This window comes from Cryptosporangium sp. NPDC051539, from assembly GCF_044454545.1.
Taxonomy (GTDB): domain Bacteria; phylum Actinomycetota; class Actinomycetes; order Mycobacteriales; family Cryptosporangiaceae; genus Cryptosporangium.
This window is the reverse complement of sequence record NZ_JBITDV010000016.1, coordinates 91037-110165: the sequence shown is the minus strand read 5'-3', so window position 1 is coordinate 110165 and position 19129 is coordinate 91037. Positions and strand designations below refer to the sequence as shown.

Annotated in this window: 18 protein-coding genes; 6 read left to right on the top strand and 12 right to left on the bottom strand. The window is 69.8% G+C overall.

Annotated features, from left to right (window positions below):
- Positions 1-44 precede the first annotated feature (44 nt).
- Entirely contained in the window at positions 45-938 is an 894-nt protein-coding gene (locus ACIBZJ_RS38345; protein WP_395938538.1) for a putative PEP-binding protein, read from the top strand.
- 60 nt (positions 939-998) lie between these two features.
- On the opposite strand, the gene ACIBZJ_RS38340 is transcribed toward ACIBZJ_RS38345, so the two are convergent.
- A complete protein-coding gene (locus ACIBZJ_RS38340) occupies positions 999-2927 on the bottom strand; it encodes a hypothetical protein (protein ID WP_395938537.1) in 1929 nt (642 codons plus the stop codon).
- 511 nt (positions 2928-3438) lie between these two features.
- Here ACIBZJ_RS38340 and ACIBZJ_RS38335 point away from each other — a divergent pair.
- On the top strand, positions 3439-4086 hold the full coding sequence (locus ACIBZJ_RS38335; protein ID WP_395938536.1) for a DUF4383 domain-containing protein: 648 nt from the start codon (positions 3439-3441) through the stop codon (positions 4084-4086).
- Here the strand turns inward: ACIBZJ_RS38335 and ACIBZJ_RS38330 are convergent.
- Positions 4083-4922, bottom strand: a complete 840-nt coding sequence (locus ACIBZJ_RS38330; protein WP_395938535.1) for a helix-turn-helix domain-containing protein — start codon at positions 4920-4922, stop codon at positions 4083-4085. The genes ACIBZJ_RS38335 and ACIBZJ_RS38330 overlap by 4 nt on opposite strands.
- On the opposite strand from ACIBZJ_RS38330, the gene ACIBZJ_RS38325 reads away from it, so the two are divergent.
- Positions 4830-5270: a VOC family protein gene (locus tag ACIBZJ_RS38325; RefSeq protein WP_395938534.1), complete on the top strand. Its 441-nt coding sequence runs from the start codon at positions 4830-4832 to the stop codon at positions 5268-5270. The genes ACIBZJ_RS38330 and ACIBZJ_RS38325 overlap by 93 nt on opposite strands.
- A gap of 100 nt (positions 5271-5370) precedes the next feature.
- On the top strand, positions 5371-5625 hold the full coding sequence (locus tag ACIBZJ_RS38320; protein ID WP_395938533.1) for a hypothetical protein: 255 nt from the start codon (positions 5371-5373) through the stop codon (positions 5623-5625).
- Here ACIBZJ_RS38320 and dnaB read toward each other — a convergent pair whose 3' ends face one another.
- From dnaB to ACIBZJ_RS38280, 8 genes are all read right to left on the bottom strand, one after another.
- Positions 5626-7041, bottom strand: a complete 1416-nt coding sequence (gene dnaB / locus ACIBZJ_RS38315) for a replicative DNA helicase (RefSeq protein ID WP_395938596.1) — start codon at positions 7039-7041, stop codon at positions 5626-5628. It lies immediately after the preceding gene.
- A gap of 327 nt (positions 7042-7368) precedes the next feature.
- A complete protein-coding gene (locus tag ACIBZJ_RS38310; RefSeq protein WP_395938532.1) occupies positions 7369-8097 on the bottom strand; it encodes an AAA family ATPase in 729 nt (242 codons plus the stop codon).
- A gap of 45 nt (positions 8098-8142) precedes the next feature.
- On the bottom strand, positions 8143-8949 hold the full coding sequence (locus ACIBZJ_RS38305; protein WP_395938531.1) for a CPBP family intramembrane glutamic endopeptidase: 807 nt from the start codon (positions 8947-8949) through the stop codon (positions 8143-8145).
- Positions 8950-9396: 447 nt separating this feature from the next.
- On the bottom strand, positions 9397-9846 hold the full coding sequence (gene rplI / locus ACIBZJ_RS38300; protein WP_395938530.1) for a 50S ribosomal protein L9: 450 nt from the start codon (positions 9844-9846) through the stop codon (positions 9397-9399).
- Positions 9847-9860: 14 nt separating this feature from the next.
- Complete coding sequence (gene rpsR, locus ACIBZJ_RS38295) at positions 9861-10097, bottom strand: 30S ribosomal protein S18 (RefSeq protein WP_035859653.1); 237 nt, start codon at positions 10095-10097, stop codon at positions 9861-9863.
- Positions 10098-10146: 49 nt separating this feature from the next.
- The gene (locus ACIBZJ_RS38290; protein ID WP_395938529.1) at positions 10147-10662 is read right to left on the bottom strand and encodes a single-stranded DNA-binding protein; all 516 of its coding nucleotides are present in this window, start codon (positions 10660-10662) and stop codon (positions 10147-10149) included.
- Between the two features lie 78 nt (positions 10663-10740).
- A complete protein-coding gene (gene rpsF, locus ACIBZJ_RS38285; protein WP_395938528.1) occupies positions 10741-11031 on the bottom strand; it encodes a 30S ribosomal protein S6 in 291 nt (96 codons plus the stop codon).
- Positions 11032-11174: 143 nt separating this feature from the next.
- Complete coding sequence (locus ACIBZJ_RS38280) at positions 11175-12170, bottom strand: hypothetical protein (protein ID WP_395938527.1); 996 nt, start codon at positions 12168-12170, stop codon at positions 11175-11177.
- Positions 12171-12308: 138 nt separating this feature from the next.
- Here ACIBZJ_RS38280 and ACIBZJ_RS38275 point away from each other — a divergent pair, with 138 nt between their 5' ends.
- Both ACIBZJ_RS38275 and ACIBZJ_RS38270 read left to right on the top strand, forming a co-directional pair.
- Positions 12309-13085, top strand: coding sequence for a deoxyribonuclease IV (locus ACIBZJ_RS38275; RefSeq protein WP_395938526.1), 777 nt, complete (start codon positions 12309-12311; stop codon positions 13083-13085).
- The gene (locus ACIBZJ_RS38270) at positions 13082-14827 is read left to right on the top strand and encodes a hypothetical protein (RefSeq protein WP_395938525.1); all 1746 of its coding nucleotides are present in this window, start codon (positions 13082-13084) and stop codon (positions 14825-14827) included. Before ACIBZJ_RS38275 ends, ACIBZJ_RS38270 begins: the two co-directional genes overlap by 4 nt.
- Here ACIBZJ_RS38270 and ACIBZJ_RS38265 read toward each other — a convergent pair.
- Both ACIBZJ_RS38265 and ACIBZJ_RS38260 read right to left on the bottom strand, forming a co-directional pair.
- Entirely contained in the window at positions 14783-16282 is a 1500-nt protein-coding gene (locus tag ACIBZJ_RS38265; RefSeq protein ID WP_395938524.1) for a glycosyltransferase family 87 protein, read from the bottom strand. The genes ACIBZJ_RS38270 and ACIBZJ_RS38265 overlap by 45 nt on opposite strands.
- Positions 16283-16373: 91 nt before the next feature.
- The gene (locus ACIBZJ_RS38260) at positions 16374-19076 is read right to left on the bottom strand and encodes a transglycosylase domain-containing protein (protein ID WP_395938523.1); all 2703 of its coding nucleotides are present in this window, start codon (positions 19074-19076) and stop codon (positions 16374-16376) included.
- Between the last annotated feature and the right edge of the window lie 53 nt (positions 19077-19129).

Here is a 19129-nt window from a genome sequence, read left to right as displayed (position 1 = left end):
AGCGGTAGTGCTCGAGGCTCGTCGAGTTCGATAGTGTCCGGGTCGTGAATTCCCCGCTTCGTGGTCGGCTCGCAGACGGGCAGCCGGTCTCGTTGCTCGCCGAGCTGGTCGATCCCGCCGAGACCGAGTCCGCCGTCGCGGCCGGCGCGGAAGGCGTCGGCCTGCTGCGCAGTTGGTTCGCCGTGCAGCCCGACGGCGCGCCGCGCTCGGTGGCCGACCAGCAGACCGGCTACCGCCGGGTGCTCGACGCGTTCCCGGGCGCGCGGGTGACGGTCGAGGCACTCGACCCGGGTGACCGCCAAGGTCCGTTCGGGGTGCGGGGCGTGCGGGCCCTGCAGGCCCGTCCCGATGTCCTGTCTGCTCAGCTGGACGCTCTGGCGAGCGCCTCGCGCGAGGCCGGCGCGAGCCCGGTAGACGTCGGCATCGTCGTCGCGACGGTCACCGAGGCCGACGAAGCGACCTGGTTCCTGGACGAGGCGCGGTACACCGGGGTCGCCACCGCCGGTGTGCTCGTCGACCTGCCCGCGGCGGCCGTGCTGGCCGGGCCGATCCTGCGCGCGGCGTCGTTCGCCACCATCGACACCGACGGGCTGACGCGGTACGCGGTCGGCGCCGACGGTGCGGCCGGCACCGGGCGCTGGGCCGACCCGTGGCAGCCCTCGTCGCTGCGGCTGGCCGAGCTGGTCGGGGCGTCCGGATCGTTGGCGGGCAAGGAGATCAGCGCCCGCGGTGCGGGTGCGGTCGATCCACTGCTGGCCTGTGTCTTGATCGGTCTCGGTGTCACCGCGCTCGTCCTGCCGGTCGACCGCCTGGCCGCCGTCCGCACCGAACTGGCCCGCCACTCGTTCGCCGACTGCCTCCGCTACGCGGAACTAGCCACCCGAGCCGCGTCCGCGGACGACGCAAGGCGCCGAGTCCGCTCCGCCGTAGACCACTAACTGACGCTTTGCCTTCGGTACTGACCTGGAGCCCGCTGAGGGCCGCGCACGGCATCGCACTCAGCGGGCCGCGCTGATTACCAGTTCGCGGAGTGAGGAGCCGGTCCCGATTCGTTGCCAGCGGCGTTGGGTCCAGGCGTGCAGCGTCCAGCCTTCGCGAGTGACCGCGGCGAGGACCCGGCCGTAGCGCTGGGCGACTTCCCGCAGCAGCGTCGGGATCCCGGTCTCCACGTCGACCGCCCGGCCGTGCTGCGCCGGGCTGAGCGGCTCGGTCCGCGCCACGTCGTGCTCGATGCCACCCAGACGCTGCGGCAGCGCCGCGAGCACGCGTCCGACGGCGTCGCCGAGCGTCAGGTCGATCTCCGGCGGCGCGTACCGGCTCTGAGCCCCCCGGTGGGTCACCGCGAGGCCCCACCGCAGCCGACCGCGCGAATCGGCGGCGATCGAGATCTCCGCCCGCGCGTCCACCCCGAGAACCGGGCGTAACAACGCCTCCACCGGCACGTCGCCCGGCGGCCGGACGAAGTAGACCAGCCGCCCACCCGGGCGGCCCGCGGTCAGCCGGGCCAGGTACTCGGCCACGACCTCGCGCGGATCGGTCAGGTCGGTCGCGAGGACACCGTCTCGCGCCAGCGCGCCGATCGACCTGATCCCGTGGCTGCACAGCCAGTCCACATCGGTGCCGAACGCCTCGGCCCACGCCACCGCGGTCAGCTCCCGCGGCACCCGGGCACAGCGCACACCCTGGTCGTTGACGAAGAACTCGACGTCCGGCGACTTCCCGATCCGCAGGTTCGTGGTCTGGCCGCGGCCCTCCGTGCCGATCAGCGTCACGACCGCGCCGAGGTGCACCAGCCGGGTGTCGTCACAGCCGGAGCAGTACGGGTCGGGAGCCCGCCCGACGCCCGCGCACCGCGGGCAGTCCGGCGTCGCCACGTCGTCGAGGTAGGTGCACGAGCACTCGCGCCAGGCCACCCCGGACACGCATCGCGCGCAGCGCTGCGTCGGAATCGGCGGACCGAGCCACGGCGGGGTCTTCAGCTCGTCGACCCGGCCGACCACACGCTCGACGGTGGAGCGGACCTGACCGGTCTGCTGCGCGGCGAGCAGTTCGCGCTCTTCGACGACGGTGAGCGCGGAGAGCTGCCAGCGCCCGTCGCGCCAGGTGGCGCTGCCACCGGCCGCACCGCTCGCGGTGATCTCGACGGCGGCGACGAGTCCCTCGACGTTCCAGGCGGACGTGCCGTCACCGGCCGGCGGCGGCGGCGTCACCGCCCAGTGCCCGGACGCCGTCGTCGTGCTCTTCGCCTGCTCGACCAGGTCGGACGGGGTGTGCGCGAGTAAGGACTCGGCGAGCGTCGAGGTTCCCGGGTACCAGGCCTGGCCCGGCCGCGGTTGCGCGCCCGGCACCTCGTAGGCCACCGACCAGAACCCGTCCAGATAGCGCACGACCAGGTCGAGCCGGCCCGCGTCGGCGGCGCGCCGGAGCTCGGTGAGGCGCTGCTCGGGATCGGTCTCGGCCCGGACGCCGGCCGGGTAGCCGACGTAGAGGTGCCAGCGGCGGCGTCCGGCCCATTCGGCGATCGCGGCCTGCTCGGCGGCGGCCTTCTCGACTTCGGACGCCGAGAACGTCCAGGTGTCGGGCAGGTAGATCGGGGTCGCGAGGTCGTCCGTGGACAGCGGCCGGTCGAGCATGTCGTAGAGCGTGTCGACGCCGACCCGGATGGCCAGGTCGTGGACGATCGCCGAGAGGTCGATCATCCAGCGCCCCGGCCGGGCCTCCCACGGCACCGGCTCGAACGCGCCCGGGACCACCTGCACCGAACCGGTCTGGCCGGTCACCGCGTTCACGACCGTGACGACGCCCTGCGCGAGCAGCGAACCGCCCTGGCGGCACGGGAAGCACATCACCGTGGTCTCGCCGGTGCCCTGGCAGATCTCACAATCCGGGTACGGGTCGGAGTCGGAAAGCAGGAGGCGGCCACTCACCAGGAACTCGGTGCCGTTGTGCCGACAGGCGCACGGAGCGATCCTGAAGCCGAGGCCGTCGCACGCCGGACAGGCGATTAGCGCGGGCTCGACCGGAGCGGTGTCTGCCATGGAACCTCTTCGGGTTGCCTCGACCCTGACTACGTTCACGTCCGCTTCGCACTCTCTACCGGCAGTAGACAGAGCGTATTGAACGAGCGCTTCACCGTAGCGTCCGAACCGGCGTTGCGGGAGGGGAAACTGTTAAACATTGCCGTACGTTTGGCAACCGTCGGTATGATGCAGTAGTAAATACCGATTTGTGGGTTTCTTAGCTTTAGGCGTTATTAAGGTTCTATCGACCCACACCGTCGGCGTTCCGCTCACCGTTCGCCTCCGTAGGCACCATCCCCTGCATCAGACTGTGACACGGTTGTGTCACCCCACTCGGATTGCTCCCGAGTTTCGTTCCCGGGTTTGGCCCTTTTCTCTGGTGGCAGATCTAGCCTGAACGGGTCTAAAGGGGGCGAAAATGTCCGGTCTGCCGAAGAATCACAAGCTGGGCAAGGTCTACCGGTACGGCGGTCTGATCACCGGGCTCGCGCTGCTCGGCTTCGGGGGGCTCGGCTTCGTCAACAAGCTCGACTTCTTCACCACCGACGGGCAGCAGATCGCCGGACTCTCGTCGAACGGCGCGCTCTCGCTGGTCTCGGTGGTCGTCGGCGTGTGCCTGCTCGCCTGCTCGCTGATCGGCGGCAACACCGCGTCCTGGGCGAACATGTTCTTCGGCGGGGCCTTCATGCTCAGCGGCCTGGTCAACCTCACCGTCATGCGGACCGATCTGAACTTCCTCGCGTTCCGGATGAGCAACGTGATCTTCTCGTTCGTGGTCGGCACCGCGCTGATGACGTTCGGCATGTACGGGCGGGTGAGCGGAACGTTGCCGCCGGACAACCCGTACTGGCGGTCCCGGCACGGGCTGCCGCCGGAGGTCCAGGAGGGTGAGGACCTCGAGTTGGAGGCGCGGCTCGGCGCCGCCACCGACGGCGACCGCGGCGTCGATCCGCACAACATGGCGGGCCTCGGGCGGCACTCCGCGTCCGGCACGCCGATGCCGGTGCTCTCCGGCGGTCCGATCCTGGCCGGTGCCCCGCCACAGCCCGGCCACGAACAGCACTAACCGAGGCTTCGCTCGGCCAGCAAGTCCCGTGGGGTCAACCCGGCCAGAGCGCGGATCTCGCGGGACGCGTGGGCCTGATCGGCGTACCCGGCCGTGGCCGCCGCCCGGCCCAGCGACGTGACACCGCCCTCGGCCGCACGCAGGAAGTCGTGCAGCCGGGCCACCCGGGACAGCGTTTTCGGGCTCAGGCCGGTCTCGGCCCGGACCACCCGGCGGAGGTGCCGGGGCGAGTAGCCGGCCCGGTCGGCGACCGCGTCCACCGATGGCGCACCCGGTGACGTCAGCGCGCGCACGATGCCGGCCGTGGCCCGGTCGGGCTCCGTGCGCTGCCAGGTGTTCGCGAGGTCGCCGGTCCAGATCCGTTCGGCGACGGCCCGTGCCTCGGCGACACCCAGGACCGTGTCCAGGTCGATCGCACGATCGGTGAGCTCCGTGGCGTCCAGACGGAAAGCGGTACCGACCGCGTACGGGTGGAAGCGCAGGCCGCGGATCAGGGTTCCGGCCGGCAGGCGGGGCAGTTCGACGTGCGTGGACGGACCGACGAGCACCGCTCGCCCGTCCGCGGTGACCAGGATGTCGGCGCAGTTGTCGGGGATCACCCGCTGGACGTGCGGGGTGGTGCCGACGCGCTGCTCCCACCGGCACCGCACGAGGTGCCGCTCGGAGCCGGGCGGTGGCTGCTCGCGGTAGTGGCGGCCGTTTTGTTCAAGACCGACGCGGGCCGCGGCGGAAGAGTGGTCGCCATGGAACAAAAGCTGAACGTCCTCACGCTCGGCGTCCGCGATCTGGACGCCAGCCGGCGGTTCTTCGTCGACGGGTTGGGCTGGAAGCCGCACCTGGACGTGCCCGGTGAAGTCATCTTCCTCCAGGTCGGCCACGCCCTTCTCCTCTCGCTCTGGGATCGCGAGGCGATGGCGGCCGAGGCCGGCGAGTTCTACCGGGGTAGTGACGCGATGCCGATCACCCTGGCGCACAACGTCGACTCCGAAGACGAGGTGACCGCCGTCCTCGATCGTGCCACCGCTGCGGGCGGGTCGATCATCGGTGCGGCCCAGAGTCGGGACTGGGGTGGCGTTTCTGGGTATTTCGCCGACCCCGACGGGTTCCGCTGGGAGGTGGTTTACAACCCGGACCTGGCCTTCGGCCCGGACGGCACGATCACGTTCGCTCCGCCGCCCGCGTGACACTCTCAGTGTTGCGACGCCGACAGAAGTAGTTGTGCGCTCAATCTAATCTCCTCGTGGCCGTTCCAAATAGGACCGTTACGCCACCACGGGAGGCACCATGAAGATTCGTCGTTTTGTTCAGGCCGGAGCAGTCCTGCTGGTAGCCGGCGCCGCCACCCTAGGACTGACCGCTCCCGCACAGGCGCTGCCAAGGGAGGGCGCCGTATGCGGGGAATGGCGGACATACGTCAACACCGACCTGTATCTGGCTCAGGTGGCGAACCTCAACTACCGGTTCACCGAGTACATCTACTGGCTTCAAGTGGCCGCTGCCGACCGTGCCGAGGCCAAGACGCACGGCTGCAACGTGTAGCTACATCCCGGTACTCATATCGACAAATCGACTGAAGTGACCCTGGAAGGCAACCGTCACCGTGTCCGTCGGGCCGTTACGGTGCTTTGCCAGGATGAAGTCGGCTTCGCCTGCCCGCGGGGACTCCTTCTCGTAGTAGTCCTCGCGGTGCAGCAGGAGCACCATGTCGGCGTCCTGCTCGATCGAGCCCGATTCACGCAGGTCAGAGAGCTGCGGACGCTTGTCGGTGCGCTGCTCGGGGCCACGGTTGAGCTGCGAGGCCGCGATCACCGGCACCTCGAGCTCCTTGGCCAGCAGCTTCAGACCCCGGGAGAGCTCGGCGACCTCCTGCTGGCGGGACTCGACGCGCTTGTTGCCGGTCATCAGCTGCAGGTAGTCGATGACGACGAGCCGCAGGTCGTTGCGTTGCTTGAGGCGCCGAGCCTTGGCCCGGATCTCCATCATCGTCATGTTCGGCGAGTCGTCGATGAACAGCGGGGCCTCGCTGACCTCGCCGATGCGGCGGGCGAGCTTCGTCCAGTCGTCTTCGGAGAGCTGACCGGACCGCAAGTTGTGCAGTGGCACCCGCGCCTCGGCCGAGAGCAGACGCATCGTGATCTCGATCTTCGACATCTCCAGACTGAAGACGCACGAGGTCAGGCCGTGCCGGATCGACGCCGAGCGAGCGACGTCGAGACCGAAGGTGCTCTTACCGAGACCGGGCCGCGCGGCGACGATGACCAGCTGGCCCGGGTGCAGCCCGTTGGTGAGCCGGTCGAGGTCGACGAACCCGGTCGGGACACCGCTCATGATGCCGCCGGTGGCGCCGATCGCCTCGATCTCGTCCATCGTCGGCTGGAGGAGCTCTTCGAGCACCGTGTAGTCGTCGCTGGTGCGCTTCTCGGTGATCTCGTAGACGGCCTGCTGCGCCATGTCGACGACGTCGTCCACCTCGCGCCCGGCGCCGGCCGCCGAGCCGTAGCCGAGCTGGACGATGCGGGTGCCCGCCTCGACCAGGCGGCGCAGGATCGCGCGCTCGGCGACGATGCGGGCGTAGTACGCGGCGTTGGCCGCCGTGGGCACCTGTTGGATCAGCGTGTGGACGTAGGGGGCACCGCCGACGCGGGCGAGCTCGGCCCGATCGGCCAGCGCGGCGACGACCGTGACCGGGTCGGCCGGCTCGCCGCGACCGTACAGATCGATGATCGTGTCGAAGACCAGCGCGTGCGCCGGCTTGTAGAAGTCGTTCGACCGCAGGATCTCGACGACGTCGGCGATCGCGTCTTTCGAGAGCAGCATGCCGCCGAGGACGCTCTGCTCCGCGGCGAGATCTTGCGGCGGCGTGCGATCGAAGTCGCCCGATGGCGCGTAGGCCTGGACCTCGTCGCTGACCGCCACTCGCGTCCTTCCCCCGGCCCATCCGATGTCCCGCGCCATCAACTCAGTGCTCACGTCGTACCGGATGGGTCTGACAGTTCCCGGTGAGCCGCGTGAGACGACGATAGAAAACCGCGGGCCTAGCGGACAAACTGGCCTGTGCACAGGCCTGTGGACAACCCTGTGGAAGAGTGGGGGTAACTCTGTGTGCTACCTGTGCAGGACGGTGTGAACTCGCGCGGATCCGTGTTCGCTACGAGTGCTCCTACCTGCACAAACAGAGTCCACCGGCTGTGCACACGAAATAGTTGCCAGAAAACCGCCACCGCCGGTCACACACAGTAGGGCTTCACATCTCTGCGTACATGTTCTGTCCACAAGCCCTGTTTACGTCTGCCGCGCTCCGGGGTCGAGGATGATGCGGCGGGCGGTGTCCCGGGAAATCGTGTGAACCTCGGCGAAGCCGGGCTCGCCCTCGTCGGTGATCGGGCGTAACCGGGCCCAGCGCCGCCAGTGCTTCTGCGCCGAGCGGGCGGTCACCTTCCGGCCGCGCACCCGCTGCCCGTCGAGCGACTCCTCCAGCGTCACGTTGATCCACAGCAGGAGCGCCGGACGCCGCGACAACCGGGCCACGAGCCCTAGCAGCCTCCTGGCCCAGCCCCGGGTGGCGGTGTCGTGCAGCACGATCGTCTTCCGGCCCGGTAACGCGAGCAGCAGGCGGACGTAGTGCTCCAGGTAGACCAGCGGCCGCCAGACCCGGTACGCGCGCCGTCCGCCGAGCAACCGCTCCCAGCGCGTCCGGATGTCCTCGGGATCGCGCACGCTGAAGATGCCCCGCGGTGAGGTCACCCGGAGGCGGTGCAGCAGCGTGCTCTTCCCCGCGCCCGGTACGCCACCCACGACGACGAACCCGCGGTACGGCAGCTCCAGACGCGGGGCCTTCGCCGGGTCCGGCTCGGGCGCACCCAGACGGGCCGGATCGCGACGCGTCGCAGCGCCGCGACGCTGGGCACCGGCAGCCGCGGGAACCGGGTCAGGCGTGATCTGGAGGTCCGGGATGGGGGTCGGAGGGGAGAGGAACAGGGCGGATGAAAGAACGGCGGTCCCGACTCTCATGTCATCCAGTGTGCACACGCAGGCCAAGAGCAGCCTGTGTCCCGGCTAGGGCAGCCAGGAAAGGTGGGGTTTGAGGAGCGTGTAGCCGACGAACGCGGTCACGTCGATCAGCGCGTGGCCGATCACGAGCGGCCAGAGGCGGTTCGTGCGCTGCCAGAAGCGTCCGTAGACCAGGCCCATCAACAGGTTGCCGACGAAGCCGCCGAAGCCCTGGTAGAGGTGGTAGGAGCCGCGAAGCACGGCTGCGCTGACCAGCGACGTGTTCTCGCCCCATCCGAGCTGGCGCAGCCGAGTGATGAAGTACCCGACGACCAGCACCTCTTCGGCCCAGGCGTTGCCGAACGCGAGCAGGATCAGCACCGGAGCGCGCCACCAGACGTCGTTCAGCGCCGCCGGTACGACGGTGAGGTTGAGGCCGATCGCGCGCGTCGCCAGGTAGAACGCCAGGCCCGGCAGGCCGATCAGGGCGGCCAGCCCGGCACCGCCGGCGAGGTCGCTGCCGACCCGGCCACGGGCCAGCCCGATCATCCGGGGCCCGATGCCCGACCGCCACAGCAGGTAGAGCCCGAGACCGCCCCAGACGCCGAGCTGCGCGGCCGAGACCAGCTGGTACGCGAGGTCGATCAGGTTCGCCGCGGCGCGCGGGACGTTGATCGCGACGGTCTGGTCGGCGAGCGGCTCGGGCCGGAGCAGCGAGTCCAGCAGCGAGAGCAGGCTCCGGACGCCGGAGAGGCCCAGCGTCAGCGCGAAGACGAGGAAGACCTCGGTGGCCAGGGCGCGCCGCTCGGCGGGGTCGGTGACCACGGTCGGCTCCGCCGGCCGAGCCGGTGCCAGGAGAGTGCGCACGCTCACCGCCGCAGCCTAACCACCCACCCTGTGCACCCCACCCCGCCCGCCCAGCCAGCCCACCGCCCCACCGGGCCACCGCCCACGGGCCAGCGGGCCGCCGCGCCACCGCGGACCAGCGCGCAGCGGGACCCAGCGCCCTAATGGGCCACGCGCCCCGGCGGGCCCCACTGCCCTGACGGACCCAGCGCGCCATCACCGCCCCTGGCGGGCCCGGCGGGCCACTGCCCCCGAGCGGCTTGCCACCCCAGGCGGCACACCGGGCCACCGGCGAGCGCAGCGGGCCACCCGCCCCGGCGGACCCAGCGGGGCCACCGTCCCAGCGGCTTGCGACCCCCGGCGGGCGCACCGGTCACCGCCCCGCCTGGCCACCACCACCGGCGGCCAGGCGGGAAGGCCGGGAACGGCGACGGCCGGCCCGGGTGCACCCGGGCCGGCCGTCGGACGGAACGCTTACTTCTCGGCGACGACGTCCAGCGAGATGTTCGCCGACACGTCGGGGTGCAGCCGCACCGCGACCTTGTGCGCACCGGTCGTCTTGATGTGACCGGGCAGCTCGAGCCGACGCTTGTCGAGCTCGGGCCCACCGGCCCGGACGACAGCCGCGACGACGTCGGCGGCGGTGACCGAGCCGAACAGCCGGCCGCCCTCGCCGGCGCGGGTCGAGAGCCGGACGTTCAGCTTCTCGACCGCGCTCTTGATCTCCTGCGCGTGCCCGAGGTCACGGACCTGGCGGGCGTCACGCGCCCGACGGATCTGCGCCACCTGCTTCTCCTGGCCACGGGTGGCCAGGATCGCCTTGCCCTGCGGCAGCAGGTAGTTACGGCCATAGCCGTCCTTCACCTCGACCATGTCGCCGGGTGAACCGAGGCCACTGACCTCAGAGGTGAGGATGATCTTCATCTGCCTCGCCCCTCTCAGCGCGCGGTGCTGGTGTAGGGCAGCAGCGCCATCTCGCGGGCGTTCTTGATCGCACGAGCGATCTGCCGCTGCTGCTGGCTCGACACACCGGTCACCCGACGGGCACGGATCTTGCCGCGGTCGGAAATGAACTTCCGCAGCAGCGCCGTGTCTTTGTAGTCGATGTAGGTGATCTTGTCTTTGTCGAGCGGGTTGATCTTCTTCTTGGGCTTCCGCACGGGCGGCTTGGCCATGGTCTTCCTTCTCTCAAGCAAAGTTCGGGAACTCGTCAGCCGTAATCGGCTAGAACGGCGGCTCGTCGCTGAACGAGCCACCGCCGGCCGGAGTCGCGACGGCCCAGGGGTCGTCAGCAGGCGCCCCACCACCGGAGTTGCCGCCGCCACCACCGGACGAGCCGTAGCCGCCGCTGCTGCCGCCGTTGCCACCGCTGCCGCGGGTCGTCTTGTTGACCCGCGCGGTAGCGCTGCGGAGCGACGGGCCGACCTCGTCGACCTCGACCTCGAATACGGTGCGCTTCTCGCCCTCGCGCGTCTCGTAGGACCGCTGCTTCAAGCGGCCCTGGATGATGACGCGCATGCCGCGCTGCAGCGATTCGGCCACGTTCTCCGCCGCCTGACGCCAGACGTTGCAGGTGAGGAAGAGGCTTTCGCCGTCCTTCCACTCCCCGCTCGTCCGGTCGTAGGTACGCGGAGTCGACGCGATCCGGAATTTCGCCACAGCTGCGCCACTAGGGGTGAAGCGCAACTCGGGGTCGTCAACCAGGTTGCCGACCAGGGTGATGACGGTTTCGCCTGCCATGGGGTGCGATCCTCCTCCACCGACCGTTCAGGTAACCCACCTTGCCGGAGGGGTACGACGAAACGGTCGGTAGCGCGCTCAGCGCTGGTCGGGTCGGATGACCTTGGTCCGCAGAACGGACTCGTTGAGGTTCAGCTGACGGTCGAGCTCGGCGACGGCCGGGGGCTCCGAGTTCAGGTCGACGATGGCGTAGATGCCTTCGACCTTCTTGTTGATCTCGTACGAGAGCCGACGCCGGCCCCAGACGTCGACCTTCTCGACGCTGCCACCGGCCGTGCGGATCACGTTGAGGAACGTGTCGAGCGACGGCTGGACAGTGCGTTCCTCGAGCTCGGGGTCGAGAATCACCATGACTTCGTAATGACGCAAGGTGGAACCCACCTCCTCTGGACTCAGGCGGTCACGGTCGGTCCGTGACAGGAGGGTCGATTGCGTCATGCAATCCCGACCACCTTACCAGCGCACACGGAGTGCTACCGACCGCCGAGACCGGCCTGGGGACAACCGGGGATTCAGCCCCGCTGACGCCGGAGCACCCGGGCCTTCCGGGCGGCCTGCGAGTGCGCCCCCACCTCGACCGGCGGCCGGAACGCGAGCACCGCCCGGAACGCCATCGTGCCCAGCCCGGCCAGCACGATCAGTCCGAGCAGGGCGATCAGCCCGAGCTGGTCGTGTGCGCTACGGAACCCCGGGAACGGCGGGAGGACCGGTGGCGCCACGGAGGGACGGCCGGCTCCGACCGGCGGGTCCGGCCGCGAGCCGTCCGACCCCGGCCCGCTCCCGTGCTCGTCGGAGCCCCCGGAGGACGACGACCTCGGAGTTCCCCCCGGCCACGGCGAAGAGCCGCCCGGCCCGGGCGACCCCGGCCCTGACCCCGCCCCGTCCCACCCCGGTCCGCCCGGCCCCGAACCGTCCGGCCCCGAACCGTCCGGCCCCGAATCACCCGGCCCCAGCGGAATCACCGCCCCGCTCGGATCGAGCCGCGGACCGGCGGCTCCCCCGTCGTCAGCACTCCCGTCGTCCGAGCCCGCCCCCTCCGGCCGAGCTCCGGCCGAGGCCGGGCCGGGTGTCTTCGTCGGAGCCGCCGCGGCCGACATCATCGGCGCGGCCGGGATCGCCAGCACACTGACCTGCCCCGACGACGACGTCAGCGAACCGACCGACGGCAGGCCCAGACCGGTCGCCGCGGCAGTGAACGTCTCCGGCCGATCGGCACCGGTGAACAGCATGGTCCGGGATCCGCCCGGCTCCAGCGTCGCGGTCTCGAGACCCACCGTCACCCGCAGCGCGACCGTCGTCCCGTTGACGAACGCCACTTCGCCACCGGCCGGGATCGTCACGGCCCGGGGGCGGACGGTGAGCGAACCGAGCAGCCCGGCGACGTCCAGCGCACCGGTGAACGTCATCGTCGCCTCCGGCGGGCGCGCCCGCGCCGGAGCAGCCATCGGAACGAGGCCGATGAGGCTGGTCAGAACCAGAGCCGCCACGGCCAGCCGACGTCTCGACACCCGTCCTCCCACTCAGTAACTGCTCTGTACGGGACCAACGAGACCCTCGGGCATCGGGTAACGGCTGCTCTTCGGGGGCACCTCACGGTCCCGGCCGGGGCGCCGAACTTGTCGCCGGGGAGCACTAGGCTCGCGGCCATGCTTATCGGTGCCCATGTCGACCCAGCCGACCCGCTGGCCGCCGCGTCCGTTCGCGGTGCCGACGTGGTCCAGTTCTTCCTCGGTGACCCGCAGGGCTGGAAGAAGCCGGTGCCTCGCGAAGACACCGAGGCACTCCGCGCCAGCGAGGTGGAGATCTACATCCACTCGCCGTACGTCATCAATCTGGCCAGCACGAACAATCGCGTCCGCATCCCGTCGCGGAAGATACTCAGCCAGCACGCCGAGGCCGCCGCACAGGTCGGTGCGAAGGGCCTGATCGTCCACGGTGGTCACGTTGGCAACGGTGACGACGCCGCGGTCGGGTTCGAGAACTGGCGCAAGGCGTTCGCGCAGGCTGCCGAGTCCGGCGGGTTCCCGCTGCCGATCCTGGTCGAGAACACCGCGGGGGGAGACAACGCGATGGCCCGCCGGTTCGATCGGCTCGCGATGCTGTGGGATGCGATCGGCGAGTACGAGCCCGGCTTCTGCCTCGACACCTGTCACGCCCACGCCGGCGGCGAAGACCTGCTCGACATCGTCGAGCGGGTGAAGGCGATCACCGGCCGCATCGATCTGGTGCACGTCAACGATTCGAAAGACCCGTTCGACTCCGGGCGCGACCGGCACGAGAACCTCGGCAACGGCCAGATCGATCCCGATCTGATCGTCGCGACGGTCAAGGCCGCCCAGGCGCCGGCGATCTGCGAGACGCCCGGTGGCGACGACGGTCAGTCCGCCGACATCCAGTTCCTGAAGGAGCGGCTGGCCAAGTGAGCGTGGCAGCGCCCGAAGCCACGAAGCAGCGTCGACAGAACTACCTCACCAACGAGTACACGCTCGTCGGCCTCGGGTTCGCGCTGGTCGCGGTCGTCTTCACCTGGCCGACTCTGCTGCACCCGGCGAGCACGATCCCCCAGGACGTGTTCGACCCGCTGCTGATCACCTGGGAGATCGCGTGGGGCGGCCACGCGCTGCTCACCCAGCCCGGCGCGCTCTGGCAGTCCAACACGCTGTTCCCCGAGCACGACTCGTTCGCGTTCACCGACAGCCTGCTCGGCTACTCGCCGCTGGGGTTCTTCGGCCACGGTCCCGCCGCGGCGGTCGTCCACTACAACATCGCCTACGTGCTGGCGTTCTACCTGGCCTCGATCGGCGGCTACGCGCTGGTCCGGCGTCTCGGCGCGGCCTGGCCGGCGGCGGTGCTGGCCGGGCTGGCGGTCGGCTACGCCCCCTGGCGGCTCGGCCAGGCCGGTCACCTGCACGTGTTGTCCACCGGCGGCATAGCGCTCGCGCTGGCCGCGCTGGCCAAGGGCCACGGCTGGTCGCTCTCCCGGGGCTACCGGCCCGACGAGGTACGTCCCGGCTGGGCCGCGGCCGGCTGGGCGCTCGCCTGCTGGCAGATCACGATCGGCTTCGGCGTCGGCCTGCCGTTCGGCTACGTGCTGGGAGGGGTCTGCGTCGCGGCGGCGATCGGCTGGCTGGTGACCGGCCGGCCGGAGCTGAGCCGGAAACTGCTGATCGCCGACGGCCTCGGCGCGCTCGCGTTCCTGGTCGTCACCGCGCTGATGGCCCGGCCGTACCTGCGGGTGGTCGACGCGCACCCGTACGCCCGCCGGTCCGAGGCCGACCTCGAGCTGTTCTCCCCGCCGTTGCGCGGCTTCTTCACCGCGCCCGAGACGTCCTGGCTCTGGGGCGACGCGTCCGCGCACTCCCGCGAGACGCTGCCGTTCGCGCCGGAGATGACGATGCTCCCCGGCCTTTTCGTGATGGCACTGGCGCTGGTCGGCGTCTTCTACAGCGCCTGGTCGGTGCGTCAGCGGCTCGTGCTGGCCCTGGCCACCGTCGTCAGCATCATCCTCGCGATGGGCACCCGGTTCTTCGGCGGCGAACTCGGCTACCTGCTCATCTACCGGCACCTGCCGGGCTGGGACGCGATCCGCACCCCCGGCCGGCTGGTCGTCTGGACCTCACTGCTGCTCGCTCTGCTCGCCGCGGGGGCCATCACCGCGTTCGGCGATCGGTTGTCCCTGCGGACGCGAGGCAGCCGCGAAACCGCCCGCAGCGCCCGCCGCTGGGAGCGATTCGTCGTCGCGGCAGCGCTCGTCCCGGCGTTCTTCGTCGGCGTCGAAGGGCTCAACACCACACCGCATCCAGACGTACCCCGAGAACCACAGTCGTTCAAAGGCATCGACGGCCCGGCGCTCGTGCTGCCCAGCGATGCCCGCGACCAGTGGGTGATGCTCTGGTCGACCGACGGGTTCCCGAAGATCGTCAACGGCGGCTCCGGGTTCACCCCGCACTCCCAGGACGAGATCCGGCAGGCGGCCACCGGCTTCCCGTCGGCGCAGAGCGTCCAGTACTTCCGCGACCTGGGCATCAAGTCGGTGCTCGTCGTGCGCGACGGCCCGCTCAGCGCCCGCGGGACGCCCTACGAAAACGCGCTCACCGCCGACGTGACCGGGCTGGGGATCCTACGGAGCGACCGCGGCGACGGGATCTTGTTCGAGCTGCGGTGATCGCCGGCCGGGCGTCTCGTCGAGCACTCCGCCCTCGGGATCGTCCACACCGTCCCGCCGGACGACGTCGAGTTCGGGCTTGAGCGTCTCCCGGACGACGAGCCCGCACATCACCGCCACCGAAAGCCAGCGGGCAAGACTGGCCAGAGTGAACACCGCCTCGGGTAGCACGGCGTTCTTGCCACCCGACACCCGGATCAGGATCTGGTAGAAGCTGAAGAAGTAGAACAGTTCGCACGCCTGCCAGATCAGAAAAGCCCGCCAGCGCGGCCGCGCCAGCACCGCCAGCGGGATCAGCCAGAGCACGAACTGCTGCGACCACACCTTGTTCGTCAGCAGGAATGTGGCGACGACCAGGAACGCCATCGCCCCCAACCGCGGACGCCGGGGCGCGAACAGGATCAGCGCCGCGATCCCGATGCAGCACAGGGCGTACAGCAGCCAGGCGGCGGCGTTGAGCGCCGGGATGTGGTCGCCGAGCCAGACGAACGGCGGCAACCCGAGGTCGGGTTTGTTGTCGGCGGTACGGCCGACCGGGATGTGCGTGCCGATGTACCAGAACGTGCCCCAGTCGATCGGCCGCTCCGACGAGAGCCGGAAGAACCGCGACCAGCCGTCCGGCGCCATGATCGCGAACGGCACGTTGACCACGAGCCAGGTGAAGACCCCGCTGCTGACGGTGATCAGTGCGGACGTGCGCGCCTCCGGCGTCCGCCGCCGGAAACAGAGCAGCACCAGTGGGCCGAGGATCAGCAGGGGATAGAACTTCGCCGCGGTCGCGAGACCGAACAACACACCGGACAGACCGGGGCGCTCGCGCGACCAGGCGAGGATCGCCAGCGCGGTCAGGCCGATCGCGAGATAGTCCCAGTTGACGGTCGCGGTGACGAACACGGCCGGCGCCAGCGCGACCAGCGCGCCGTCCCACGGCCTGCGTTCTCGCGAACGGACCACCGCCCACGCGGTCACCAGCCCGAAGCCGGCCAGCGCCAGCGCGGTGAGGTCGTAGAAGACCGTGCCCTCGTTCGGGTGGCCCGGCGTCAGGAAGTCCACCGCTCCGCTGGAGATCAGCGCGTGCACCGGCAGGCCGATCGCGCCCATCATCAGGCCGGTCAGCACCGGGTACTCGACCTCGTGGTCGAGGTACGGGAGGTAGCCCTCGTTGAGCTTCTCCGCGTAGTACAGCGCCAGCACATCGGTGTAACAGGCGTTCCGGTACTGGTCGTAGTTGTCCCACGCGCCGTCCCGGCACGGTGACTTCTGCACCCAGTTGAACGCGAAGACCAGAGTCGTCAGCAGCAGGATGACCTGCAGCGGCGTCCAGAACCTCCGTCGCAGCGTCGCGTGCCGGCCGAGAGGGCCGCCCGCGGCCTCGGAGAGGCCGGCCACCACGCGATCGGAGTGGCTCGGGATCACGATCTCGACGTCGGGTCGCTCGGTCGTTCGCTCGGTCACGCCCCGATCCTGCCGCACCCGCGCATCCCCCCTCGCCCCGGCACACGAGGAGAGCCGGCCCCGACCGGGACCGGCTCTCGTCGTGATCGAGCTAGTTGTTGTTCAGAAACGGATTTTGACCGTTGTCTCCAGGATTCTGGACGTCTCCACCGTTCTGGCCGTCACCGTTTCCGTTCTGGCCGTCACCGTTCTGACCGTCGCCGTTCCCGTTCTGGCCGTCACCGTTGCCGTTTTGGCCGTCACCGTTCTGACCATCCGGATTGTCTTCGTCGGGCGTGTCCGACGGCGTCGGCGAGGGCTCCTCGCTCGGCGCGTTACCGGGTTCGTCACCGGCGTGCAGGGGGGACTCGAAGTCTTCCTTGTCCTGACCCTTCAGCGCGGCGCTCATGAAGTCGCGCCAGATCTTGCCCGGGATACCCGAGCCGTAGACGTGGATGTTGTTGTTGACCCGATCTCGGAGCTTGATGTCCTTGTCGGTGCCGCTACCGACCCACACCGCGGTCGCCAGCTGCGGTGTGAACCCGCACATCCAGGCGTGGGCGTTCTCGTCCGTGTTCCCGAACTGCTGGGTACCGGTCTTGATCGCGGCCTCGCGGCCGTCGGTGATCTTCTTGTTGGTCGCGCCGTAGACCTGCTGCAGGACGTAGGACACGTCCCGGCCGACGTCCTTGGTGAACGCCTGCACCTCCGGGGCGACGTGCGTGGCGTGGTCCCACACGACGTTGCCGTCCGAGCCGTACACCTTGTCGATGAAGTACGGCTGGCGGTAGATGCCGTAGTTGGCGAACGTCGCATAGCCGGCGGCCTGGTCGAGCACCGAGATCGAGTCCTGGCCGATGCCGAGACCGGAGTTCAGCTTGTCGCTCTTGATGAACTGGGCGGTCGGCATGCCGTCGATCATCTTGATGCCGGCCTTCTCGGCCAGCTTCGCGACCTCGGATGCGTGGACCTTGTAGGTCAGCGCCCAGTAGACGGTGTTGAGCGACTTCACGGTGGCGCTGGTCAGCGAGCACTGTTTGCCGCAGGAGTTGTCGCCGTCGGAGTTCTTCAGCGGCGTCGAGCGGTCCGGGAACGTCTGGCCGGAGGTTCCGTCCCAGAGCGAATCGATGCTGTAGCCGTCTTCGACGCCCTTCGCGAGCACGTACGGCTTCATCGACGAACCCGCGGGGTGCGCGGCGGCGGCGGAGGCCAGGTCGAGGTTTCCGTAACCGCGTTCACCGCCGTAGTAGGCCCGGACCATGCCGGTGGCCGGATCGATGGAGACCATCGCGGTCGCCATGGCCTTGTCCTGGCCGACGAGGTACTGCATCGACGCCTTCTTGGCCGCCGCCTGGTAGTTCGGGTTGATCGTCGTGACGACCCGGTACCCACCGGTGTTGATGTCCTGCTCGGTCAGACCGACGGTCTTCTTCAGCTCGGACTCGATCTTCTGCCCGAGGATGCCGGTCGAGCCGCTCTGCCAGTCGTGCGTCGCAGCCGGCTTGTCTTCGACCTTCGGATAGGTCAGCGCCTGCCGGTCGGCCGCGGTGATGAACTGCTTCTGGGCCATCTGGTCGACGACGTAGGTCCAGCGGCCCTTGGCGCTGGCCACGTTGTTCTTGGGGTCGAAGTTCGTCGGGTCCTTGATGACCGCGGCGAGCACGGCACCCTCGGCCACGGTCAGTTTTTCGACGTCCTTGTGGAAATACGCCTGCGACGCCGACTGGATACCCCAGGCTCCACGTCCGAAGTAGATCGTGTTCAGGTAGCCCTTGAGGATCTGATCCTTCGTCCAGCTGCTGGAGAGCTTCCGGGCGAGGATGATTTCCTTCACCTTGCGGGAGTAACTCTTCTCCCGGGTGAGGTTCAGCGCGTTGCGGATGTACTGCTGGGTGATCGTCGAACCACCACCGGCGCCCTCGTTACCGCTGACCAGACCCCAGACCGCACGGGCCGTGCCGCGGAACGACACACCGCTGTTCTCCCGGAAGTCCGGGTCTTCGGTCGCGATGACCGCGTCCTGCACGAACTTCGGGACCTTGGCCAGCGGCACCTCGACCCGGTTCTCGGTGGCGAACGTCGCGAACGTCGTCTTGCCGTCCGAGTACTGGATCTGGGTGGTCTTGCTGGACTCCGGGAACTGAGGCAGGTCGACGCTGGCGTATGCCACGCCGCCACCGGTGAGCCCGAGCAGGAGCGAGACCGCGGTCGCGATGCCGAGGCCGATCAGGATCTTCTTGCGGCGTCCCGGCTTCTTGACCCGGGGACCGCCGGGCGGAGTGCCGCCGAGCTCCGGAAGGAGCCGGTCGTCCTCGAGGGCCGCGGCGCGGCTGCGGGGCCCGAGACCGGCGGGGCGCTCGCCGACGGCGGTGCTGCCGTAGGCGGGGCCGCTGGACGCCCCGTAGGTGGTGCCACTGGACGCCCCGTAGGTGGTGCCACTGGACGCGCCGTAGGTGGTGCCGCCCGGTGTCGCCGAACCGTAGGTGGTTCCCCCACCGGACGCGCCGTAGGTAGTGCCGCGCCCGGCGGACGCCGAACCGTAGGTGGCTCCGCCCTGCGCACCGGACGGACCGGCCGCCGAGGAGCCGTACGTGGTGCCGCCCGAGGAGCCGTACGTGGTGCCGCGCCCGGGGGACGCCGGACCGGGGGACGCCGAACCGTAGGTCGTGCCGGACGAACCGGCTGGTGAGCCGCCGTAGACCGTGCCGCCGCCGCGTGACGCGGGGCCGCCGCCGTACACCGTTCCACCGCCTGACGAGCGCCCTCCGACGTCGGGAACACCGTCACCGTCGTCGGGAGTGTGGCCGTAAGTCATGCGCCCACCATGCCCCGGAAGCACCAAGCGATCAAAACAGCCGCACGCTCCTG